This is a genomic window from Agromyces sp. Y558 (assembly GCF_059445415.1).
In genome coordinates, this window is the sequence record NZ_JCAIUH010000002.1 from 314,054 (window position 1) to 336,654 (window position 22,601).

The 22,601-nt window shown below is 68.7% G+C and carries 16 protein-coding genes; 15 read left to right on the forward strand and 1 reads right to left on the reverse strand.

From position 1 onward, the window contains the following. Positions 1 to 6 precede the first annotated feature (6 nt). The 13 genes from AC1C2T_RS13325 (at position 7) to serA (ending at position 19,213) form a co-directional block, all read left to right on the forward strand. Positions 7 to 2,892, forward strand: coding sequence for an MMPL family transporter (locus AC1C2T_RS13325; protein ID WP_495385632.1), 2,886 nt, complete (start codon positions 7 to 9; stop codon positions 2,890 to 2,892). Further along, on the forward strand, positions 2,889 to 4,835 hold the full coding sequence (locus AC1C2T_RS13330) for a YhgE/Pip family protein (RefSeq protein ID WP_495385633.1): 1,947 nt from the start codon (positions 2,889 to 2,891) through the stop codon (positions 4,833 to 4,835). Before AC1C2T_RS13325 ends, AC1C2T_RS13330 begins: the two co-directional genes overlap by 4 nt. Positions 4,836 to 4,941: 106 nt before the next feature. Further along, a complete protein-coding gene (locus tag AC1C2T_RS13335) occupies positions 4,942 to 7,188 on the forward strand; it encodes a bifunctional alpha,alpha-trehalose-phosphate synthase (UDP-forming)/trehalose-phosphatase (protein WP_495385634.1) in 2,247 nt (748 codons plus the stop codon). Positions 7,189 to 7,197: 9 nt separating this feature from the next. Further along, positions 7,198 to 8,892, forward strand: coding sequence for a dihydroxy-acid dehydratase (ilvD, locus tag AC1C2T_RS13340; RefSeq protein WP_495360503.1), 1,695 nt, complete (start codon positions 7,198 to 7,200; stop codon positions 8,890 to 8,892). Between the two features lie 44 nt (positions 8,893 to 8,936). Next, the gene (locus tag AC1C2T_RS13345) at positions 8,937 to 10,742 is read left to right on the forward strand and encodes an acetolactate synthase large subunit (RefSeq protein ID WP_495385635.1); all 1,806 of its coding nucleotides are present in this window, start codon (positions 8,937 to 8,939) and stop codon (positions 10,740 to 10,742) included. A 3-nt stretch (positions 10,743 to 10,745) separates the two neighbouring features. After that, positions 10,746 to 11,255, forward strand: a complete 510-nt coding sequence (ilvN, locus tag AC1C2T_RS13350) for an acetolactate synthase small subunit (RefSeq protein WP_495353574.1) — start codon at positions 10,746 to 10,748, stop codon at positions 11,253 to 11,255. A gap of 109 nt (positions 11,256 to 11,364) precedes the next feature. Beyond that, the gene (gene ilvC, locus AC1C2T_RS13355; RefSeq protein ID WP_495360501.1) at positions 11,365 to 12,393 is read left to right on the forward strand and encodes a ketol-acid reductoisomerase; all 1,029 of its coding nucleotides are present in this window, start codon (positions 11,365 to 11,367) and stop codon (positions 12,391 to 12,393) included. A gap of 364 nt (positions 12,394 to 12,757) precedes the next feature. Beyond that, positions 12,758 to 14,638: a 5'-nucleotidase C-terminal domain-containing protein gene (locus AC1C2T_RS13360; protein ID WP_495385636.1), complete on the forward strand. Its 1,881-nt coding sequence runs from the start codon at positions 12,758 to 12,760 to the stop codon at positions 14,636 to 14,638. A gap of 25 nt (positions 14,639 to 14,663) precedes the next feature. Next, the gene (locus tag AC1C2T_RS13365) at positions 14,664 to 15,404 is read left to right on the forward strand and encodes a copper homeostasis protein CutC (protein WP_495385637.1); all 741 of its coding nucleotides are present in this window, start codon (positions 14,664 to 14,666) and stop codon (positions 15,402 to 15,404) included. Beyond that, complete coding sequence (locus tag AC1C2T_RS13370) at positions 15,401 to 16,648, forward strand: hypothetical protein (RefSeq protein ID WP_495385638.1); 1,248 nt, start codon at positions 15,401 to 15,403, stop codon at positions 16,646 to 16,648. Before AC1C2T_RS13365 ends, AC1C2T_RS13370 begins: the two co-directional genes overlap by 4 nt. A gap of 25 nt (positions 16,649 to 16,673) precedes the next feature. Then, positions 16,674 to 17,135 (forward strand): DNA polymerase III subunit gamma/tau, encoded by a 462-nt coding sequence (locus AC1C2T_RS13375; RefSeq protein WP_495385639.1) that lies wholly within the window; start codon positions 16,674 to 16,676, stop codon positions 17,133 to 17,135. After that, the gene (locus AC1C2T_RS13380; RefSeq protein ID WP_495385640.1) at positions 17,132 to 17,503 is read left to right on the forward strand and encodes a hypothetical protein; all 372 of its coding nucleotides are present in this window, start codon (positions 17,132 to 17,134) and stop codon (positions 17,501 to 17,503) included. The genes AC1C2T_RS13375 and AC1C2T_RS13380 overlap by 4 nt, the downstream gene beginning before the upstream one ends. 120 nt (positions 17,504 to 17,623) lie before the next feature. Further along, on the forward strand, positions 17,624 to 19,213 hold the full coding sequence (gene serA, locus AC1C2T_RS13385; RefSeq protein WP_495385641.1) for a phosphoglycerate dehydrogenase: 1,590 nt from the start codon (positions 17,624 to 17,626) through the stop codon (positions 19,211 to 19,213). Here the strand turns inward: serA and AC1C2T_RS13390 are convergent. Next, positions 19,203 to 19,778: a TetR/AcrR family transcriptional regulator gene (locus AC1C2T_RS13390; RefSeq protein WP_495360494.1), complete on the reverse strand. Its 576-nt coding sequence runs from the start codon at positions 19,776 to 19,778 to the stop codon at positions 19,203 to 19,205. The two genes, serA and AC1C2T_RS13390, sit on opposite strands and share 11 nt — an antisense overlap. Positions 19,779 to 19,882: 104 nt before the next feature. Here AC1C2T_RS13390 and AC1C2T_RS13395 point away from each other — a divergent pair, with 104 nt between their 5' ends. After that, positions 19,883 to 21,436 carry an MFS transporter gene (locus AC1C2T_RS13395; protein WP_495385642.1) on the forward strand — a complete coding sequence of 518 codons (1,554 nt, stop codon included), beginning with the start codon at positions 19,883 to 19,885 and terminating at the stop codon, positions 21,434 to 21,436. Between the two features lie 79 nt (positions 21,437 to 21,515). After that, the gene (locus AC1C2T_RS13400) at positions 21,516 to 22,577 is read left to right on the forward strand and encodes a 3-isopropylmalate dehydrogenase (RefSeq protein WP_495385643.1); all 1,062 of its coding nucleotides are present in this window, start codon (positions 21,516 to 21,518) and stop codon (positions 22,575 to 22,577) included. Positions 22,578 to 22,601: the final 24 nt, after the last annotated feature.

Sequence of the window (22,601 nt, forward strand, 5' to 3'; positions counted from 1 at the left end):
CCGCCCATGGCACTGCTCCTCCACCGCATCGGCCGCTTCGCCTTCCGCCGCGCCTGGTACGTCATCGCCGCGTGGGTGCTCGCGCTCGGCGCGCTCCTCGGTGCGGGCATCGGACTCGGCGGTCAGCTGCAGGACTCCTTCGCGATTCCCGGCACCGAGTCGCAGACCGCGATCGACCAGCTCGCCGCCGTCTTCCCCGAGACCGCGGGTGCGTCGGCGAAGGCCGTCGTCGAGGCGCCCGACGGCGCAACCGTCGAGTCCGACTCGTTCCGCGACGCGATCGAGTCGATGGAGGCTGAGATCGAGCAGGTCGACGGGGTCGCGAGTGTGCTCGGTCCGTTCGACGAGTACGCGGGCGACCAGATCTCCGGCGACGGCCGCACCGCCTACATCCAGCTGCAGTTCGACGGACCGGTCACGGATGTCACGGCGGAATCGCTCGACGAGGTGACGGCCGCAGGTGAACTCGGCCGCGACGCCGGGCTCACGGTCGCCTTCGGCGGCGACGTCTTCCAGGAGACGAGCTTCGGGCTCACGCTCACCGAGGTCTTCGGCGTACTGTTCGCCGCCGTGGTGCTCATCATCACTTTCGGCTCGCTGCTCGCTGCGGGTATGCCGCTACTGACCGCACTCGTCGGTGTCGGTGCAGCGTTCGGCGGAATCTCGATCGTCGCGGCGTTCGCGACGGTGTCGTCGACGGCGCCGATGCTCGCGGTCATGATCGGCCTTGCGGTGGGCATCGACTACGCCCTCTTCATCCTGTCGCGCCATCGAAACCAACTCGCGCGCGGGGAAGATCCCGAGGAGAGCGCCGCCGAGGCGGTCGCGACCGCGGGCGGGGCCGTCGTCTTCGCGGGCTTGACCGTGATCATCGCGCTGCTCGGACTGCTCGTCGTCGGCATCCCGTTCCTCAGCGTGATGGGCGTCGGCGCCGCCTTCGCCGTGCTCATCGCGGTGGCCGGCGCCGTCACGCTCCTGCCCGCGCTGCTCGGCGTGTTCGGGCGCCGCCTCATCCCGAAACCCGGGAGTCGGGCGTATCGCCGCGCCAACGCCGATGACGACAGCGGCAAGCGCACTCTGGGTCGCCGCTGGGTCGACCTCGTGCTGAAGGCGCCCGTCGTGTTCGTAGTGCTCGTGGTCGGACTGCTGGGCGCCGCGGCGATTCCGGCGGCGAGCCTCGACCTGAATCTTCCGAACGGATCGGGGACCGAGGGATCCAGCCAGCGCGAGGCCTACGAGATGATCGAGAACGGCTTCGGGCCGGGCTACAACGGACCGCTCATCGTGACCGTCGACATCACTCAGACGACCGACATCTTCGGCGACCTCGACACCATCGGCGCGCGCATCGACGAACTCGACGACGTCGCCTACGTCGGCGCAGGCCTGCCCAACGCGACGGTCGACACGGCGATCATCCAGGTCATCCCCGAGAGTGCTCCGGATGCTCCTGAGACCAAGGTGCTCGTCGAGAACATCCGCGATCTCGAGCCCTCGATCAGCGCCGACCTCGGCACCCCCATCGCGGTGACCGGCTACACGGCCGTCGCGATCGACATCTCCAACCGACTCGCCGACGCGCTCATTCCGTTCGCCCTCATCGTGGTCGGGCTCTCGATCGTGCTGCTGCTCATGGTGTTCCGATCGGTGTTCGTGCCCATCAAGGCCGCCCTCGGATTCCTGCTCTCTGCGTTCGGCGCCATCGGCGTCACCGTCGCGATCTTCCAATGGGGGTGGTTCGCCGACCTCCTGCACGTCGAGCCGGGCCCGATCCTGAGCTTCCTGCCGATCCTGCTCATGGCCGTGTTGTTCGGCCTCGCGATGGATTACGAGGTGTTCCTCGTGTCGGGCATGCGTGAAGAGTTCGTGAAGAACCGGGACGCCCGCAAGGCCGTCGTGCACGGCTTCCAGCACGCCGCCCGGGTCGTCACCGCGGCAGCGCTCATCATGTTCTTCGTCTTCTTCGCCTTCGTGCCCGAAGGCTCTGGGGTGATCAAGGGCATCGCCTTCGCTCTCGCCGTCGGTGTCGCCTTCGACGCCTTCCTCGTGCGCATGACCCTCGTGCCCGCCGCGATGGCCCTCGCAGGCAAGGCCGCGTGGTGGCTGCCGAACTGGCTTGCGAAAGCGCTGCCGAACGTCGACATCGAAGGCGAGGGACTGCGCGCCCACCTCGACCAGGAGGCATGGGCGGCCGCACACCCTGCGGCGGTCAACGCCGACGACGCCGTGTTCGGCCTGCCCGAACGGCGAATCGGTCCGCTCTCCGTCGAGGTTCCCGTCGGCGGCGTGCTCGTCGTGCGCGGAGAGACGGTCGATCGGCGCGTCGTCGCTGCAACTCTCGCGGGGCGCCTCGACCCGGTCGACGGTCGCCTCGCCGTGCTCGGTTCCCCCCTGCCCTCAGACGCCGGCACCGTCATGCGCGGCGTCGCGATCGCCGAGGTCGCAGCGGATGCCTCGCCGGGCGGCACGGTCGGTGAACTCATCGCCCGACGCCTCGATGCCACTCGCCCCTGGTACCGGCTCGCTCCGTCGAACACCCTCGTGCAGTCGTGGGTGGTGCGGGCGGCGGACGCCGCGGGCCACGGCCCCGACGGGCCGCGCTTCACCGCCGACACCCCGCTCGCCGGGCTCGGTGTGGAGGCGCGCATCCTCGTGGCGGTCGCGGCCGCGCTCGCCGAACGCCCGAAAGCCCTCGTGATCGACCTCGACGACGATCCCGGATCAGCCAGCGGTGAGCTGTGGCGCGCCCTCGCCGTGCTCGTGCCCTCCCAGGTCACGACGATCGTGGGCCTCGGGCCTTCGGCCGTTTCACCTGCGATCTCGCCAGAATTCGCCGCTCGCGGCATCCGTACCCTCGAACCCGTCTCAGACACCCTGGAGGCACTCCGATGAGCACTCGACTCTCCCAACTCTTCGGCTCGACGCCCGTGCAGCGCCGCGTGCGCTATGGCGTGCTGGTCGCCGCGGTCATCGCGGTGCCGCTCGCTGTCTCCGGGCTCGTCTCCGGCGCGCTCGGCGGCGCCGGCGACAACCTCGAGCAGATCCCCGCCGTCGTCGTGAACAACGACGAGATGGTGACGATGACCCTGCCCGACGGCACCGACCAGCCCGTGCTGGCCGGCCGCCAATTGGTGACCGAACTGAGCGACCCCGACACCGCCGGGTTCCAGTGGAAGATCTCCAACGACGAAGAGGCGGCCGACCTCCTCGCTTCAGGCGACGCCTACGCGGTGCTGACGATTCCCGCGGACTTCTCCAAGTCGGTGACCTCCCTCTCGGGTCAGACGCCCACGAAGGCGAACCTCGACATCCGCACCGACGATGCGCACGGCTACCTCGCCGGATCCGTCGCCCAGTCGGTGGGCGATGCCATGTCGACGACGTTCGGCCGCGCGCTCACCGCGCAGTACCTCGAGGGCTTCTACACGAATCTCGCGGTGATGGGCGGCTCGCTCGGCGACGCCGCCGACGGCGCGACCCAGCTCTCGACGGGGGCAGGCGCCCTTGCGGGCGGGCTCGGCACACTCTCGAGCGGCGTCGCAACGGCGGCGTCGGGCGCGACGGAGGCCGCGAACGGTGCCGACACGTACGCCGATGGCGTCGCGCAGTACACCGAGGGCGTCGACGGCATCGCGAGTGGGCTCGCTCAACTCGATGCGCAAGCTGCACAGCTCGACGGGCTCTCCGCCGGCTGGGACCAGTACGTCGGCGGCATCGCCGCGGGTGTCGCCCAGGTGGAGACGGGCACGACGCCGCTGATCGCCCAGCTCACCCAGTTGGCGATCGATCAGCCCGAGCTCAAGCCCCGGGTCGACGAAGCCATTGGGCGCATCCAAGGCACGCTCGACGGTCTGACGACCATGGCGACTTCCGGTCAGCAGCTTGCAGCCGGAACCCGCAGCGGCATCGACGGGGTTCAGGGCGGCATCTCCCAACTCTCGGGCGGCGCCGCGGCGCTCTCCGGCGGCTCGAGCGGCATCAGCGAGGGGGCGAGCGGCCTGGCGACCGGCGTCGACGAACTCGCGGTCGGCCTCGGCCAGCTCTCGACCGGCGCAGCGGATGCGGCGACCGGAGCGACAGACCTCGCGGGCGGCGCGAACACTCTCGCAACCGGCCTCACCTCCGGTGCCGAGAGTGCGAAGGCGCTCACCGACATCGACAGCGCAGCAACCGCCGACGTGGTAGCCGAGCCTGTGACGGTCGACGCCACCCGCGATCACGAGATCGCGGGCATCGGCGAGGTGATCGGTATGCTGTTCGTGCCGATCGGGCTCTGGCTCGGCGCGATGGCGCTCTTCCTCGTGTTCCGCCCGTTCGGGCGCGAAGCGCTGCGCAGCACGGCGTCGACGGGCGGCCTCGTCTGGCGCACGCTCGCTCGCGCCGGACTCCTCGCCCTCGCGCAGGCCGTCTCCGTCGTGCTGCTCCTGCACGGCACTATGGGCGTTGCCTGGAGCCTGCTGCCGCAGACCCTCGCGTTCGCGGCGCTGCTCGCGCTCGCGTTCACGTCGTTGCACGCCTTCCTCACGGTGTGGCTCGGACGCGCGGGCCTGCTCGTCTCGCTCGTGCTCGTCGCGCTGCAACTCACCGCATCCGGCGGTCTCTACCCGATCGAGGTGCTGAGCGGGCCGTTCCAGGCGATCAGCCCGTTCCTGCCGCTGACCTGGGCGGTGCAGGGTATGCAGCTCATCGTCTCGGGCGCAGCCGGGGGAGCAGTGGCGATGGCTGCTGGAATGCTCGCGCTCTTCGGTGTCGTCGGCGTGATCGGCACCGCCATCGTGGTGGGTCGGCGCCGCGGCATCCGCTCGATCGGCTTCGCGGCCGCCGCGCTGGGCTGATTTGCAGGCCGGGCGCCGCCGCGCCCGGCCCGCCGCCCTGGATCGCCGCCTGAGTGCGAGACGGGCGACTGTTAGCCTGAGTGAAGCGCCAGGAGGGACACCCGCCATGCACGCCCCTGAACTCACAGGCGACGAGCTCTACGTCGACGCCGCCTACGACATGATCGTGATCTCGAACCGGCTACCGGTCGACTACGAACGCGGCCCCGACGGCGAGACCGGGTGGAAGAGCTCACCGGGCGGGCTCGTCACCGCGCTCGAACCGGTCATGCGCGCTGCAGACGGAGCGTGGATCGGCTGGGCCGGCGTCGCCGACCGGGAGTTCGATCCGTTCGAATACGACGGCATCAACATCATCCCCGTGCCGCTGTCCGAGTCGGAGCTCGAGGAGTACTACGAGGGCTTCTCGAACGACACCCTGTGGCCGCTGTACCACGATGTCATCGCGCCGCCCTCGTTCCACCGCGAGTGGTGGGATGCCTATGTGCGGGTCAACCGTCGCTTCGCCGAGGCCGCCGCGCGCGCGGCATCCGACGGTGCGGTCGTCTGGGTGCACGACTACCAACTGCAATTGGTGCCGCGGATGCTGCGCGAGAAACGCCCCGACCTCGTCATCGGATTCTTCAATCACATCCCGTTTCCGGCATATGGCATCTACTCGCAACTGCCATGGCGACGTCAGGTCATCGACGGACTGCTCGGCGCCGACGTCATCGGCTTCCAACGCGCCGCAGACGCCGGCAACTTCACCCGCGCGGTGCGCCGATTGTTCGGCTACGCGACCCGTGGCAGCGTCATCGACGTGCCCGGCCCCGACGGAGATGTGCGTCATGTCGTCGCCCGCCAGTTCCCGATCTCCATCGACGCGGCCGGCTTCGAAGAGATCGCACGCCGACCCGAAGTGCAGGCGCGCGCCCATGAGATCCGTGAGAGCCTCGGCAACCCCGAGACGATCATGCTGGGTGTCGACCGGCTCGACTACACGAAGGGCATCCGGCACCGGCTGAAGGCGTTCGGCGAGCTCCTGCGCGACGGCCGCCTCTCGGTCGAAGACGTCACGCTCGTGCAGGTCGCGAGCCCATCGCGCGAACGCGTCGAGACGTACCGGCAGTTGCGCGACGAGATCGAGCTCATGGTCGGACGCCTCAACGGCGACCACTCGACCCTCGGCCACCAGGCCATCACCTACCTGCACCACGGTTACCCGCGTGAAGAGATGGTCGCCCTCTACCTCGCCGCCGACGTCATGCTCGTGACCGCGCTCCGCGACGGCATGAACCTCGTCGCGAAAGAGTTCGTCGCCTGCAGCTTCGACGATGACGGCGTGCTCGTGCTGAGCGAGTTCACCGGTGCGTCCGACGAGCTGCGGCAGGCAGTGCTGGTGAACCCGCACGACATCGAGGGCTTGAAAGATGCGATGGTCGAGGCGGCGCGGATGCCCCGAAAGGAACGCGCCCGCCGCATGCGGGCACTCCGCAAGCGTGTGCGGGAGAACGATGTGGCCAAGTGGTCGGCGACGTTCCTGAAGACATTGACCGGCGCGGGCATCATCGCGTCGGGTGTTCCAGAGAGCCTCGACGCCGCGATCATGCGCATCTCCACCACCGACCGACTACTCGTCGCACTCGACTTCGACGGCACGCTCGCCCCGCTCGTCGATCGACCCGACGATGCGCGAGCGACCAATCGTGCACGCGCCGCGATCGAACGGCTTGCGGCCATCGACGACACGAGGGTGGCGATCGTCTCGGGTCGTGCACTCGAGAGCCTCCGCAAGGTCGCGGATCCGCCGCAGGGCGCACTGCTCAGCGGCTCGCACGGCGTCGAACTGCAGCTCGACACCGGTGGCGTGACGATCGACCTGCGCGATGCCGAACTCGCCGCGCTCGAGCACCTCACGCGCATCCTCGAAGAGGTCGCGTCCGGTGCGGAGGGCGCGTGGGTGGAGTGGAAGCCGGCGGGCCTCGCACTGCACACCCGCAAGGTGGCCCCCGCGACGGCCGTCGAGCTGCAGCGTGCTGCGCGAGAGCGTGTGGAGTCGGAGATTCCCGAGCTGACGGTGCGCAGCGGCAAGGGGGTGCTCGAATTCTCGGTGCGCCCGAGCGACAAGGGAGAAGCGCTCACGCGACTCCGTCAGCACTCGGGTGCCAGCGCAGTGGTCTACGTCGGCGACGACATCACCGACGAAGACGCGTTCGCCGTTCTCGAGTCCGACGACCTCGGCGTGAAAGTGGGCCAGGGAAGGTCGCTCGCCACCCATCGCGTGCGCAGCCCCGAAGACGTCGCCGACCTCCTCGAGCACCTCGCCGATGCCCGTGACACGGCGCGCGGGGGCCCGTCGCGCTGGCCATAGACTCGATGCATGTCGGAGATCGATCCCAAACCGCGTAGCCGCACCGTCACCGACGGCATCGAAGCCATGACGAGCCGGGGCATGCTCCGCGCCGTCGGCATGGGAGATGCCGATTGGGACAAGCCGCAGATCGGCATCGCGTCGTCCTGGAACGAGATCACTCCCTGCAACCTCTCGCTCGGCCGCCTCGCTCAGGCTGCGAAAGAGGGTGTGCACGGCGGCGGCGGGTACCCGCTGCAGTTCGGCACGGTCTCCGTCTCCGATGGCATCTCGATGGGCCACGAGGGCATGCACTTCTCCCTCGTCTCCCGCGAGGTCATCGCCGACTCGGTCGAGGTCGTCATGCAGGCCGAACGCCTCGACGGCTCGGTGCTGCTCGCCGGTTGCGACAAGTCGATCCCCGGAATGCTCATGGCGGCTGCCCGACTCGACCTCGCCTCGGTCTTCCTCTACGCCGGCTCCATCGCGCCGGGCTGGGTGCGTCTCTCCGACGGCACCGAGAAAGACATCACGATCATCGACTCGTTCGAAGCGGTCGGCGCCGTCAAGGCCGGCACGATGAGCGAGGCCGATGCGAAGCGCATCGAGTGCGCCTTCGCCCCGGGCGAGGGTGCCTGCGGCGGCATGTACACGGCGAACACCATGGCCTCGGTCGCCGAAGCGCTCGGGCTGTCACTGCCGGGTTCGGCCTCACCGGCGTCCGCCGACCGCCGGCGCGACTACTACGCGCACCGCTCGGGCGAAGCCGTCGTGAACCTGCTGAGGCACGGCATCACGGCCCGTCAGATCCTCACCAAGAAGGCGTTCGAGAACGCCATCGCCGTCGGCATGGCCCTCGGCGGCTCGACCAACATCGTGCTGCACCTGCTCGCGATCGCGCACGAGGCCGAGGTCGACCTCACGCTCGACGACTTCAACCGCATCGGCTCGAAGGTGCCGCACATCGGCGACCTCAAGCCCTTCGGCAAATACGTCATGAACGACGTCGACCGCCGCGGCGGGCTCCCCGTGCTCATGAAGGCACTCCTCGACGCCGGCCTCATGCACGGTGACGCGCTCACCGTGACGGGCAAGACCCTCGCAGAGAACCTCGCCGAGATGGACATCGAGCCGCTCGACGGCGAGGTGCTGCGCACACTCGACAACCCGATCCACGAGACCGGCGGGCTCACGATCCTGCACGGCTCGCTCGCCCCCGAGGGCGCGGTCGTGAAGACAGCAGGCTTCGATGCGGCGACGTTCGAGGGTCCGGCGCGCGTGTTCGAACGCGAACGCGATGCGATGGACGCCCTCACTGAGGGCGAGATCAAGCACGGCGACGTCGTCGTGATCCGCTACGAGGGCCCCAAGGGCGGGCCCGGCATGCGCGAGATGCTCGCCATCACCGCCGCCATCAAGGGCGCGGGCCTCGGAAAAGATGTACTACTCTTGACGGACGGTCGATTCTCAGGCGGCACAACCGGCCTCTGCATCGGCCATCTGGCACCCGAAGCGGTGGACGCAGGTCCCATCGCCTTCGTGCGCGATGGTGATCTCATACGGGTCGATATCGCAGCTCGTTCCATCGACCTACTGGTCGACGATGCCGAGCTGGCTGCCCGCCGTGAAGGCTGGGCTCCGCTTCCCCCGCGCTATACCCGTGGCGTCCTCGCGAAGTACTCGAAGCTCGTGCGTTCCGCCGCAGAAGGCGCCACGACGGGCTGAGTGCTGCGCTTCCCGCACACACCGTCCACCAGAACAGGAACCGAATGACCACGGAATCCAACCCCGTGCCATCGCCCGCTGCAGTGCCATCCTCCGGCGTCCCCGAACAGCTCACCGGTGCTCAAGCCGTCGTGCGCTCTCTCGAGATGCTCGGCATCACCGACGTGTTCGGCCTGCCCGGCGGTGCGATCCTCCCCGTCTACGACCCACTGCTCGACAGCAAGAAGCTCCGCCACATCCTCGTGCGCCACGAACAGGGCGCCGGGCACGCTGCTGAGGGCTACGCCTCGTCGTCGGGCAAGCTCGGCGTCACCATCGCGACATCCGGCCCCGGGGCGACGAACCTCGTCACCGCCATCGCCGACGCGCACATGGACTCCGTACCGCTGCTCGCGATCACCGGACAGGTGTTCTCGAACCTCATGGGCACGGATGCCTTCCAGGAGGCCGACATCGTCGGCATCACGATGCCCATCACGAAGCACTCGTTCCTCGTGAAGGATCCCGCCGAGATTCCGGCGACCATCGCGGCGGCGGCGCACATCGCCTCCACCGGCCGGCCCGGTCCAGTGCTCGTCGACATCACGAAAGACGCGCAGCAGGCGACCGCACCGTTCCGTTGGCCGCCGAAGCTCGATCTACCCGGCTACCGTCCGATCATGAAGGCGCACGGCAAGCAGGTCGCCGCGGCGGCGCAGATGCTCGCCGAGGCGAAGCGCCCGGTGCTCTACGTCGGTGGCGGAGTCATCCGCTCGGGCGCATCTGCAGAGCTGCTCACGTTCGCCGAGGCAACGAACGCCCCGGTCGTCACCACGCTCATGGCGAGGGGTGCGTTCCCCGACTCTCACCAGCAGCAACTCGGCATGCCCGGCATGCACGGCACGGTGCCCGCGGTGATCGCCCTGCAAGAGGCTGACCTCCTCATCGCGCTCGGCGCGCGCTTCGATGACCGCGTCACCGGTAAGGCCGCGCTCTTCGCACCCAACGCGAAGGTCGTGCACGTCGACATCGATCCTGCGGAGATCTCGAAGATCCGCGTCGCCGACGTGCCGATCGTCGGCGATGCGAAAGACGTGCTCGTCGACCTCAACACCGCCTACGCCGAGATCACCGGTGGCGTCGCCAGCGACCTCAGCGAATGGTGGGCCACGCTCGACGGCCTGCGGGCGGAGTTTCCACTCGGGTACTCGACGCCGTCCGACGGCTTGCTCGCACCCCAGCAGGTCATCCAGCGCATCGGTGAGCTCACCGGGCCTGAGGGTATCTACGCCGCGGGTGTCGGCCAACACCAGATGTGGGCGGCGCAGTTCATCAAGTACGAGCGGCCCAACTCCTGGCTGAATTCCGGCGGCGCCGGCACGATGGGCTACGCGGTTCCGGCCGCGATGGGCGCGAAGGTGGCCGAGCCCGACCGGGTGGTCTGGGCGATCGACGGCGACGGATGCTTCCAGATGACGAATCAGGAGCTCGCGACCTGCACCTTGAACAACATCCCCATCAAGGTCGCGATCATCAACAATTCCTCACTCGGCATGGTGCGCCAGTGGCAGACGCTGTTCTACAACGGCCGGTACTCGAACACCGACCTGAACACCGGACACGACACTGTGCGCATCCCCGACTTCGTGGCACTCGCCGAGGCATACGGTGCACTCGGCATCCGGGTCACGAAAGAGGAGGAGATCGACGACGCGATCAAGCTGGCCCTCGAGACCAACGACCGCCCCGTCGTCATCGACTTCGTCGTGTCCGCTGACGCGATGGTCTGGCCGATGGTGCCGCAGGGCGTCTCGAACAGCTACGTCCAGTACGCACGCGATCACTCGCCGGCATTCTCCGAGGAGGACTAAGACATGTCGACCCACGTTCTCTCCCTCCTCGTGGAGGACAAGCCGGGCCTGCTCACCCGAGTGGCAGGTCTCTTCGCCCGGCGCGGCTTCAACATCGAGAGCCTCGCCGTCGGCCACTCCGAGATCGACGGACTCAGTCGCATCACGGTCGTCGTCGACGTCGAGGAACTGCCGCTCGAGCAAGTCACCAAGCAACTCAACAAACTCATCAACGTCATCAAGATCGTGGAGCTCGACCCGAACCAGTCGGTGCACCGCGAGCACCTGCTGATCAAGGTGCGCGTCGACAACACCACCCGCTCGCAAGTGCTCGAAGCCGTGAACCTCTTCCGTGCTCGCGTCGTCGACGTCTCGACCGACGCGGTCGTGATCGAGGTCACGGGCGATTCGGGCAAGACCACTGCGTTCCTCAAGGTGCTCGAGCCCTACGGCATCAAGGAGATCGCCCAGTCGGGCCTTCTCGCGATCGGCCGCGGGGGCAAGTCCATCACCGAACGCGTCTTCAAGAACTGACCAGAATCGTTCCCTGAACTCGTCGACCCTTCGACAGGCTCAGGGACCGAGACCGACAAGCTCCCTTCGACAGACTCAGGGAGCGGGACACAAGGAGAAAGAACAGCAAATGGCTGAGATCTACTACGACAAGGACGCCGACCTCGCGCTCATCCAGAGCAAGAAGGTCGCTGTCATCGGCTACGGTTCGCAGGGCCACGCGCACGCGCAGAACCTTCGTGATTCGGGCGTCGAGGTCGTCATCGGACTCAAGGAGGGTTCGAAGTCGAAGCCGAAGGCCGAAGAGGCCGGCTTCGAGGTGCTGAGCGTCGCCGATGCCGCGGCATCCGCCGACGTCATCGTCATCCTCGCGCCCGACCAGTACCAGCGCCACATCTACGCGGAGTCCATCAAGGACAACCTCGCAGAGGGCAAGGCCCTCGTCTTCGGTCACGGCTTCAACATCCGCTTCGGCTACATCGAGGCCCCCGAGGGCGTCGACGTGATCATGGTCGCACCGAAGGGCCCCGGCCACACGGTGCGCCGTGAGTACGAGGCCGGTCGCGGCGTTCCCGTGATCGTCGCCGTCGAGAAGGATGCCTCGGGCAATGCCTGGCCGCTCGTGCTCTCGTACGCCAAGGCCATCGGCGGTCTGCGTGCCGGCGGCATCAAGACGACCTTCACCGAAGAGACCGAGACCGACCTGTTCGGTGAGCAGGCCGTGCTCTGCGGCGGCGTCTCGCAGCTCGTGCAGTACGGCTTCGAGACTCTCACCGAGGCCGGCTACCAGCCGCAGGTCGCGTACTTCGAGGTGCTGCACGAGCTGAAGCTCATCGTCGACCTCATGTGGGAGGGCGGCATCGCCAAGCAGCGCTGGTCGGTCTCCGACACGGCCGAGTACGGCGACTACGTCTCGGGCCCGCGTGTCATCGACCCGCACGTCAAGGAGAACATGAAGGCCGTGCTCGCCGACATCCAGTCGGGCGCGTTCGCCGAGCGGTTCATCGCCGACCAGGATGCCGGTGCCCCCGAGTTCCTCGAGCTCCGCGCGAAGGGCGAGGCGCACCCGATCGAAGCAACCGGCCGCGAGCTCCGCAAGCTCTTCGCCTGGAACGCTTCGAACGACGACGACTACGTCGACGGCGAGGTCGCGCGCTAAAGCGCGGCCCTGCGCCGTCGACGCAGTCGTCAAACGACACTGCGCTGATGCTGCGCCGGACTTCGTCCGGCCCAGTCCGACGGCGAGGTCGCGCGCTAAAGCGCGGCCCTGCGCCGTCGACGCAGTCGTCAAACGACACTGCGCTGATGCTGCGCTGGACTTCGTCCGGCCCAGTCCGACGGCGAGGTCGCGCGCTAAGGCGCGTCACCGCGGTCGAGGTCGCCCGCTCGAGCGCCATCGACACCACGAACGTCCCGTCCCGGAGTTTCGCGGCGGGACGTTCGTCGTCGTGCGCGAATGAGCACGACGAATTCATCGTCGGCCTCTTGTCGTCGGGGCCGGAGTTGTGGTCGCATGTGGTGCCATGAGCGAACTCACACACCGCCACACCGAACCCGCCCCTCGCTGGTGCTCGTGCGCCGCGCCCGACGATGATGTCGCGCCTGTGTGCTCAGGGTTCTCACGACGAAACGTCCTCGTCGGCATGTCCGCTGCCGGCGCCCTCGCGGCGGTCGGCTGGCCAGGCGCCGCCCATGCCACCCCCGGCGGAAAGTCCGTGACCATCACGATCATGGGCACCTCCGACCTGCACTCGAACGTCGTCAACTGGGACTACTACAAGGACGCGGGCTACAGCGACAGTGCGGGCAACGCCGTCGGCCTCGCCCGCGTCGCGAGCGTCGTGAAGCAGATCCGCGCCGACCGGGGTCGCGACAGGACCCTGCTCTTCGACGCGGGCGACACGATCCAGGGCACGCCACTCGGCTTCTACTACGCGACCGTCGAACCCGTCACCGAGACCGGTGCGATCCACCCGATGGCCGCGCAGATGAACGCCCTCGGCTACGACGCCGTCGCCCTCGGAAACCACGAGTTCAACTACGGCCTCGAATTCCTCGACCACTGGATCTCGCAGATGGACGCGCCCGTGCTCGCGGCGAACGCCGTGCACGCCGGCACGAAGGTGCCGAGGTTCCGGCCGTACACGATCACGAGGATGAAGGTGAAGGGCCGGCCGCCGATCCGCGTGGGCGTGCTCGGCCTCACCAACCCCGGCGTCGTCATCTGGGACGAGGCCAACGTCGAGGGCGCGCTGGAGGTGCAGGGGCTCGTCGAGGCGGCCGCGCGGTGGGTGCCCGTCATGCGCTCGGAGGGCGCCGACATCGTCGTCGTGAGCGCGCACTCGGGCGACAGCGGCACCTCCTCGTACTCGGGCGATCTCCCCGTCGAGAATGCGGCGGCGCTCGTCGCCGAGCAGGTGCCCGGCATCGACGCGATCCTCTTCGGCCACGCGCACCTCGAGGTGCCGGAGCGCTTCGTCACGAATCTCAAGACCCGCAAGCGGGTCATCATGAGCGAGCCGAAGAACTGGGGGCAGCGGGTCAGCGTCTTCGACCTGCAGCTCGAGTTCGCGCGCGGTAGCTGGCGGGTCGCGCAGAGCCGTGCGATGACGGTCAACACCAACACGGTCGTCGACGATCCTGCGTTCGTCGCCCTCGTGCGCGATCAGCACGATGCGGTCGTCACGTACATGAACACCGCGGTCGCGAACTCGACCGAGGTGATGTCGGCCGCCGAGGCGTGTTGGAAGGACACGGCCATACTCGACTACGTCAACGAGGTGCAGACGGCGACGGTCGCTGCCGCGGTCGCGGGCAGCCCCGAGGCATCCCTGCCGATCATCTCGATCGCCGCGCCGTTCAATCGCGCCGCGAGCTTCCCGGCCGGCCCGGTCACGATCAAGGACGTCGCGGGCCTCTACATCTACGACAACACCCTCATGGCCTCGGTGCTGACGGGTGCGCAACTGAAGGACTACCTCGAGTTCTCGGCGAAGTACTTCAGGCAGGTCGCCCCGGATGCCGCGGTCGACCCCGCAAGCTGGACCAACGCGCCGTGGCCGAACCCCGAATCGCCGACGACGCCCGACTACAACTACGACCAGTTCTCGGGCATCGTCTACGACGTCGACCTCTCGCGGCCGGTGGGATCGCGCATCACGGGGCTCTCGTTCGAGGGAGCACCGGTCACGGCCGGGCAGCAGTTCCTCGTCGCCATCAACAACTATCGGCAGTCCGGAGGCGGCGGTTTCCCGCACATCGCGACCGCGCCGGTCGTGTACAACGCTCAAGTCGCCATCCGCGAGGCGATCGTCTCGTATGCCTCGGCGGCCGGCACGATCGACCCGGCGACCTTCCACGTCGTGAACTGGCGGCTTGTTCGAAACGGCGCTCCGGTGTTCTGAGTCCGAAACCGGTAGCGTATCGGGAATGTCAGGAACCCTCCCCGTCGAGATCGCGGTCCAGGATGTCGCGGGAGTGCGCATCGCACTGACGGCGGGTGCCACCCGTGTCGAGCTCTGCCAGGCGCTCGGGCTTGGCGGGTTGACCCCGTCCGCGGGGCTGATCGAGGCCGCAGCAGCCGCGTCGCTCGACGCCTCGATGCCCGGATTCGTGCACGTCCTCGTTCGCCCGCGCGGCGGCGGCTTCGCGTACGACTCCGATGAACTCGACACGATCGAGCGCGACATCCGTGCGGCCTTCGCTCACGGTGCCGACGGGGTCGTCGTGGGTGCGCTCACCGACGCCGGTGACCTCGACCTACCGGCCATTCGACGTTTCGTCGATGCGGCATCCGGCGGCGACGTGACGGTGCACCGCGCCGTCGACGCGAGTGCCGACCCTCGGGCCTCGGTCGCAGCTCTCGAGGAACTCGGCGTGCGCCGAGTGCTCACCTCTGGCGGAGCATCCGACTGTCGAACCGGGCTCGCAGCGCTGCGACTGATGGCCGCCGGATCCGGCGCACTCGAGGTCATGGCGGGCGGCGGGGTGCGCATCGCCGACATCGCCGAGATCGCTGCAGCGGGCGTGGACGCCGTGCACCTGTCGGCGCGGGGCACGACGACTCGAGGCGGAGTGAGCGGACCCGGCGGGGGCGTCGACGGGTTCGACGTGACCGATCCGGGCCTCGTACGCGCGGCCGTCGCGGCCGCGACCGTGGCGATGCGATGACCATCGCGCCGCCGCCGATACCGGTGCGGCTGCCGCGCGACCTCAGCGCCGACGGCATTCTTCGTGCGGCCGCGCAGCTCGTGGCACGCAGCATCCTCATCGGAGGTATCGGCGCCGCCGGCTTCTTCATGCTCGGCCTCGCGCTGCCGCTCCTGTTCTTCATCGGCCCCCTGTGGCTGATGCTTCCGTCGGCTGCCGCGGCGGGTGGGGTCGGAGCGGCAGCGATGCTCGTAGTGAGTCGCGCGCTGCGCTGGCGTCTCGGTGTCGAGGCGTTCGCGGTGCCGGCGGGCGGGTTCCTGCTCTCGATCCCGGCGCTCATCGCGTTCTCGACCTTCGCCGGCGCGGTGGTGCCGATCGCGGGATGGCTCTGGGTCCCGACCGCGCTCATCGCACCGCTGGTCTCGCATCGCCAGGAACTCGCGCACCCGCTCGAGCGCTGGCGGCCCGTGGCAATTCGACTGCTCTTCGCACTCGGGATCGCCCTTGGCACGCTCGCGCTCGTGCTGCTGACCCGTGCCGACTCCTCGTCGTTTCCCGCGGGCGGCGTCTGGTCCGGGCAATCGTCCGCGTTCGTTCTGCTCGTGTTGGCCGGCGCACTGGGGCTCAGCGGACTTCTCGTTTCGTTCGGGCCGTTCCGGACTCGCGGCCGGGCGGTGGTCACCTGGGCGGGCGCCTACCTGCTGACCGCGTGCCTGGCTGCGGCGATGATCACCACCTCGGTGCCGACGACCCCGCCGTCGCCGCCGCTCGCCGAGCCGGCCCCGAGCCTCATTCCCGAAGACGGGATGCCGGCCGGCGGTCCCGACCAAGCCGACGAAGCCGTGCTGCCCGACGTCCCGATCCCGTCGCTCGACGAGGCGCGACGACAGTTCGCCACGCTCGCTGACGCGGCCCGGGCGGCCGCCGGCCCCTCGGCGATGTGGTCGGCGGCTGCGCCCTTCGCCGTCGTCGAGACGGCGTGCGACGGCGGCATCCAGCTGAGCCTGAACGGCGAGTTCACGACGGGAGTGATCACGGACACGACGAGCGACGAACACGATCGCGAGGTCACCGAGGGCAACGTCGCGGCCGCCGATCGCATCGTCGCGGCCTGGCACGCGGCGGGCCTCGGCACGGTCGAGCGCATTCACGACGAACCGTTGGTCGGCGGCGGTTCGCTGGGCGCCGTCGACTCCGCGCGGATCGACTTCGAGTTCGGCATCGTGCTGCCGAGCGTCGACGGGAAGTGCGTGCCGGTTGCCTGAGCCGTCGGTCGCTAGTGTGGTGAACATGAGCCGCGAGCCCGACGACGACGCACTGCGCTGGGAGGGCGACGACGACCCGACCTTGGCGCCGGGGTGGAAGGCGGTCGGCGCTCCTGCGCCCGCCGAGTCCGAGTCCCACGCCGGCGTCGACGCGAACGTCGGCGAGGCGTCCGAGCAGCACCAGGGGCCGGATGCCGCTGGGCAGACGGGCTCGGTCGAGCTCGTCGTGCTCGGGGTGCTGGGCGGCGTCTACCTGCTCTACACGATCGGGTGGATCATCACCGCGTTGCGCACGAGCACGCCGGGCACCAGTATCGTCGGCGATTTCATGTACGCACTCGGGCTATGGCTCGCGGTGCTCGCCGCACCGTGCTGGTTCCTCCTTGCGCTGCGGGCCACGGCGGGCATGCGCTCTCGTCTCGTCTGGCTCATCGTCGGAGTCGTCGTGCTCGCACCCATGCCGTTCATCCTGGGGGTAGCTGTATGAGCGCGGAGTACACCGAGCCCGAGGTATCCGTCGTCACCGGGGTCTTTGGCACATCGAAGCTGCCCATGTGGCTGACCGTCACCCTCGCGGTCGTGTTCGGCCTGTTCTACGCCTACGACGTGTGGGAGGTCGTCGAGAGCGTCGTGCAGTTGCTCGGCATCGGACTCTCGTTCACCGCGGGCGGTTGGGTGGTCATGGCGGTCGCGTTCCTCGCGCCGTTCGGCTGCTTCGCGGCCGCGTTCATGCTGGGCCGTCGTCGCGGCCTGCTCGTGGGCATCGCCCTGTACTTCACTGGGCTCTGCGTCTCGGCCGCCCTCTTCCTCAGCCTGTCGGTGCTGCTCGGCCGACTCGGCGGAGTCGTCGTGTGAGGTCACACGGCACGAGGTGGCGGCACTGCTCCATTAGGGTTGACGGGATAATGGCGCCCCCACTGGCGTAGGTGCTCCCGTCAGCGCGCCCCGCCGCGCGTCGCTCCGAAGGAATCGTTCGTGTCAAAGCCGATCGTGCTGATCGCCGAAGAACTCTCGCCCGCCACCGTCGAGGCCCTCGGCCCCGACTTCGACGTCAGGTCCGTCGACGGCACCGACCGGCCCGCGTTGCTCGCGGCGCTGGCCGACGCAGACGCGGTCCTCGTGCGGTCGGCGACCAAGGTCGACGCCGAGGCGATCACCGCAGCTCCGAAGCTGAAAGTCATCGCCCGTGCAGGCGTCGGCCTCGACAACGTCGACATCAAGGCCGCGACCGCCGCAGGCGTCATGGTCGTGAATGCTCCGACGTCGAACATCATCTCGGCGGCAGAGCTCACGGTCGGCCACATCCTGAGCCTCGCTCGTCACATTCCTGCGGCCCGCGCGTCGCTCGGGGCGGGGGAGTGGAAGCGCTCGAAGTACACGGGCGTCGAGCTCTACGAGAAGACGGTCGGCATCATCGGCCTCGGTCGAATCGGCGCCCTCATCGCGGCTCGCCTGCAGGCCTTCGGCACCAACGTCATCGCGTACGACCCGTACATCACCGCAGCCCGCGCCCAGCAGCTGGGTGTGCAGACCGTGACCCTCGACGAACTCATCGAGCAGTCCGACTTCATCACGATCCACATGCCGCGCACCCCCGAGACGCTCGGCATGATCGGCGTCGAGCAATTGCGGCGCATGAAGCCGACGGCCTTCGTCGTGAATGTCGCGCGCGGCGGACTCATCGACGAAGACGCGCTCTTCGACGCGCTGTCGACCGGCGAGATCGCCGGCGCGGCGCTCGACGTCTTCGTCACCGAGCCGCCCACCGAGTCGCGGTTGCTGCAGCTCGACAACATCATCGTCACGCCGCACCTCGGCGGCTCGACCGACGAGGCTCAAGAGAAGGCAGGCGTCTCGGTCGCGAAGTCCGTGCGGCTCGCGCTCGCCGGCGAGCTCGTGCCCGACGCGGTCAACGTCGCCGGCGGGGTCATCGACCCCTATGTCCGCCCGGGCATCCCGCTCGTCGAGAAGCTCGGCCAACTGTTCGCCGGCATCGCGAACGGCCCCCTCACGAGTCTCGATGTCGAGGTGCGTGGCGAGCTCGCCGACTTCGATGTGAGCGCGCTGAAGCTCGCGGCATTGAAGGGCGTCTTCACGAACGTCGTCAGCGAGACCGTGTCGTACGTGAACGCCCCGCTCCTCGCCGAGCAGCGTGGTCTCGACGTGCGCCTCATCACGGCTCCCGAGTCGCCCGAGTACCGCAATGTCATCACTCTCACGGGTGCGCTCGCCGACGGCCGCCAGGTGTCGGTGTCGGGCACGCTCACTGGGCCGAAGCAGATCGAGAAGCTCGTCGGCGTCAACGGCTACGAGCTCGAGGTGCCGATCGCGACGACCCACATCGTCATGGAGTACGCCGATCGCCCCGGCATCGTCGCGGTCTACGGGCAGGAATTCGGCGAGGCCGGCATCAACATCGCCGGCATGCAGATCGCACGCCGCGAAGCCGGTGGCGACGCGCTCAGCGTGCTGACCGTCGACTCGCCGGTGCCCGCCGAGGTGCTCGAGCGCGTGCGATCGGCGATCGACGCGACCCTCTTCGTCGAGGTCGACATCACGGAGTAGCGGTCGGTGTCTGGGCGATGCGCTCGAGTAGTGCGACGAGCCCGTCCATCGCGGCAGGGCCGATGTCAGCGGCGTCGTCTGAGGTGCTCGCCTCGACCTCGGCGCGAAGCGCCGAATGGTAGTAGAGCCCGTCGCCGATGAGCGTGATCGCGAGGGAGAGCGAGGGGTCGTCGACGTGCCGGCTGATCACCTCGAGCCAGCGCGACCGCACGGCGTCGATCGCCTGCGCCGCCTGCCGGTCGCCGCCCTGTGCGAGCCGCACGGTGGCGACGAAGCTGTGGTCGAGCGGTGACGCGAGGTCGACCGACGATCGCACGAAGTAGGAGATCGCGCCCTCGGGGGCGGCGTGGATGCGGGCGACGTCTTCGTCGACGAGTCGGTGCAGACGTTCGATGAGCCCGGCGATCAACGCGTGCCGTGAGCCGAAGTGGTAGAGCAGTCCGCCTTTGGAGACGCCGGCGCCACGAGCGGTGGCGTCGAGGGTCGCGGTGCGCTCGCCGTCGGCGATGATGATGCGCTCGAACGCGTCGAGCACCGCCTCGTGGGCGACGGGCGGGCGACTCATGAGCTCGGCGCGGTCGATGAGCTGATGAGTGATATGGCTCGTGACATGTCTGTTACTATACCAGCTGGACGGTATAGTAATCGTCTCAGACGAACGAGCCAGAGATGACTGAAACGACCGACACCGACCAGATCCCAACGACCACGCACGTCACGACCCGAGCGCCCCGTCGCGCCTGGGTCGCGCTCGCCGTGCTCATGCTGCCCGTGCTGCTCGTCTCGGTCGACAACACCGTGCTGAGCTTCGCGCTGCCGGCGATCTCGCGCGATCTCGCCCCGAGCGCGGCAGGGCAACTCTGGATCATCGACGCCTATCCACTCGTGCTCGCGGGCCTCCTCGTGGCGATGGGCAGCGCCGGCGACCGCTTCGGGCGCCGCCGCATGCTGCTCATCGGTTCCGTCGGCTTCGCCGTGATCTCGATCGTCGCCGCCTTCGCACCGACCGCCGAGGCACTCATCACCGCCCGTGCGGCCCTCGGCTTCTTCGGCGCGATGCTCATGCCGTCGACCCTGTCGCTCCTGCGCACCGTCTTCGTCGACCGCGAACAGCGCCGGCTCGCGATCGCCATCTGGGCGTCGGGTTTCGCAGCGGGCAGTGCCCTCGGCCCGCTCGTCGGCGGCATCCTGCTCGAGCACTTCCACTGGGGCGCCGTCTTCCTGCTCGCCGTGCCCGTGCTCGTGCCGATGCTGGTCCTCGTGCCGCTCCTGATTCCCGAGAGCCGCGACCCCGCGCCCGGGCGCATCGACATTCCGAGCACGCTCCTCTCGCTCGCCGCGATGGTGCCCGTCGTCTTCGGCATCAAGTCCATCGCGACCGAGGGCGTCTCGGGCATCGGCATCCCGGCGATCATCCTCGGTATCGTCTGCGGTGTCTGGTTCGTGCGACGGCAGCTGAAGGCCGAGTCCCCGATGCTCGACGTGCGACTGTTCCGGCAGGGATCGTTCGGCGGAGCCGTGCTCGTGAACCTCTTCAGCGTCATCGCTCTCGTCGGGTTCCTGTATTTCGTCTCGCAGCACCTGCAACTCATCGCGGGCCTCTCTCCGGTCGCAGCGGGCCTCGCTCTGCTGCCAGGGCTCGTTGCGATGATCATCGCCGGACTCGTCGTCGTGCCGATCGCACGGCGAGTGCGACCCCGAGTGCTCGTGCCCGTGGCGCTCCTGCTCTCGGCGTCGGGATATGCGGTCATCGCGTTCACCGCAACCGCCGAGTCGATCGCACCCGTCGTGATCGCGTTCGTGCTGCTCGGCGTCGGCATCGGCGCCGCCGAGACGGTCTCCAACGAGCTCATCCTCTCGAGCGCTGCGCCCGAGAAGGCGGGCGCAGCGTCGGCGGTGTCGGAGACGGCATACGAGCTCGGCGCGGTGCTCGGAACCGCGGTGCTCGGATCCATCCTCGCGGCGCACTTCCGGGCTGCGATCGAGCTGCCCGCCGTGCTCAGCACCGAACAGGCGTCCACCGCGCAAGAGACGCTCGCCGGCGCGGTCACCGTCGCCGAGCAGCTGCCAGCCTCGATCGGCGATCAGCTCGTGGCATCCGCTGCGCTCGCTTTCGACGAGGGGGTCGTGGTGACCTCGCTCATCGGCGTCGCACTCATGGTCGCAGCCGCCCTCATCGCCGCGCTCGCCTTGCGCAACCCCGCCCCGGTCGCTCGCGACTGACCACGGGCTCGTGACACGCCGGGTGTCACTCGGCAATGCGGCCAGTACTCTGGGAGAGCTGACGCACGAAGGAGCATTCATGGTGGACACGGTCAAGCTCGCGGTGATTCCCGGCGACGGGATCGGACCCGAAGTCGTCGGCGAGGCGTTGAAAGCGCTCGCTGCCGCAACCCGGGGAACGGATGTCTCGTTCGAGCAGACCGAGTTCGCCCTGGGCGCCGCCCGCTATCTCGAGACCGGCGACGTTCTGACCGACGACGACCTCGAGTCGATCAAGAGCCACGACGCGATCCTGCTCGGCGCGGTCGGCGGGCTTCCCGGCGACCCCCGGCTCGCGGGCGCCAACATCGAGCGCGGCCTGCTGCTGAAGCTCCGCTTCGAACTCGACCACTACGTGAACCTGCGCCCGTCGGTGCTCTACCCGGGGGTCGCGAGCCCGCTCGCCGATCCCGGCGAGGTCGACTTCGTCGTCGTGCGCGAAGGCACAGAAGGTCCGTACGTCGGCAACGGCGGCGCGATCCGTGCTGGCACGCCGCACGAGGTCGCGAACGAGGTCTCCGTCAACACCGCCTACGGGGTCGAGCGGGTCGTACGCTACGCGTTCGCCGCGGCATCCGCTCGCCCGCGCAAGAAACTCACTCTCGTGCACAAGACGAACGTGCTCGTCTTCGCCGGCTCTCTCTGGAAACGCACGGTCGACGCCGTCGCCGCCGAATTCCCCGACGTCGCCGTCGACTACCTGCACGTCGATGCGGCGACGATCTTCCTCGTCACCGACCCGGCGCGGTTCGACGTCTTGGTCACCGACAACCTCTTCGGCGACATCCTCACCGACCTGGCCGGCGCGATCAGCGGCGGCATCGGGCTCGCGGCTTCGGGCAACATCAACCCCGACGGCCGATTCCCCAGCATGTTCGAGCCGGTCCATGGCTCAGCACCCGACATCGCCGGCAAAAGCATCGCCGACCCCACCGCCGCGATCCTCTCCGTTGCACTGCTGCTCAGCCACCTCGGCAGGGCGGATGCCGCGGCGAGGGTGCAGCGGGCCGTCGTCGCCGATGTGGCCGAACGCGGCGACCGTCGGCGCACGACCTCAGAGGTCGGCGACGCCATCGCCGACCGTATCGGCGCACTCGACTGATCCAGCGCATCGAAGGACACACAT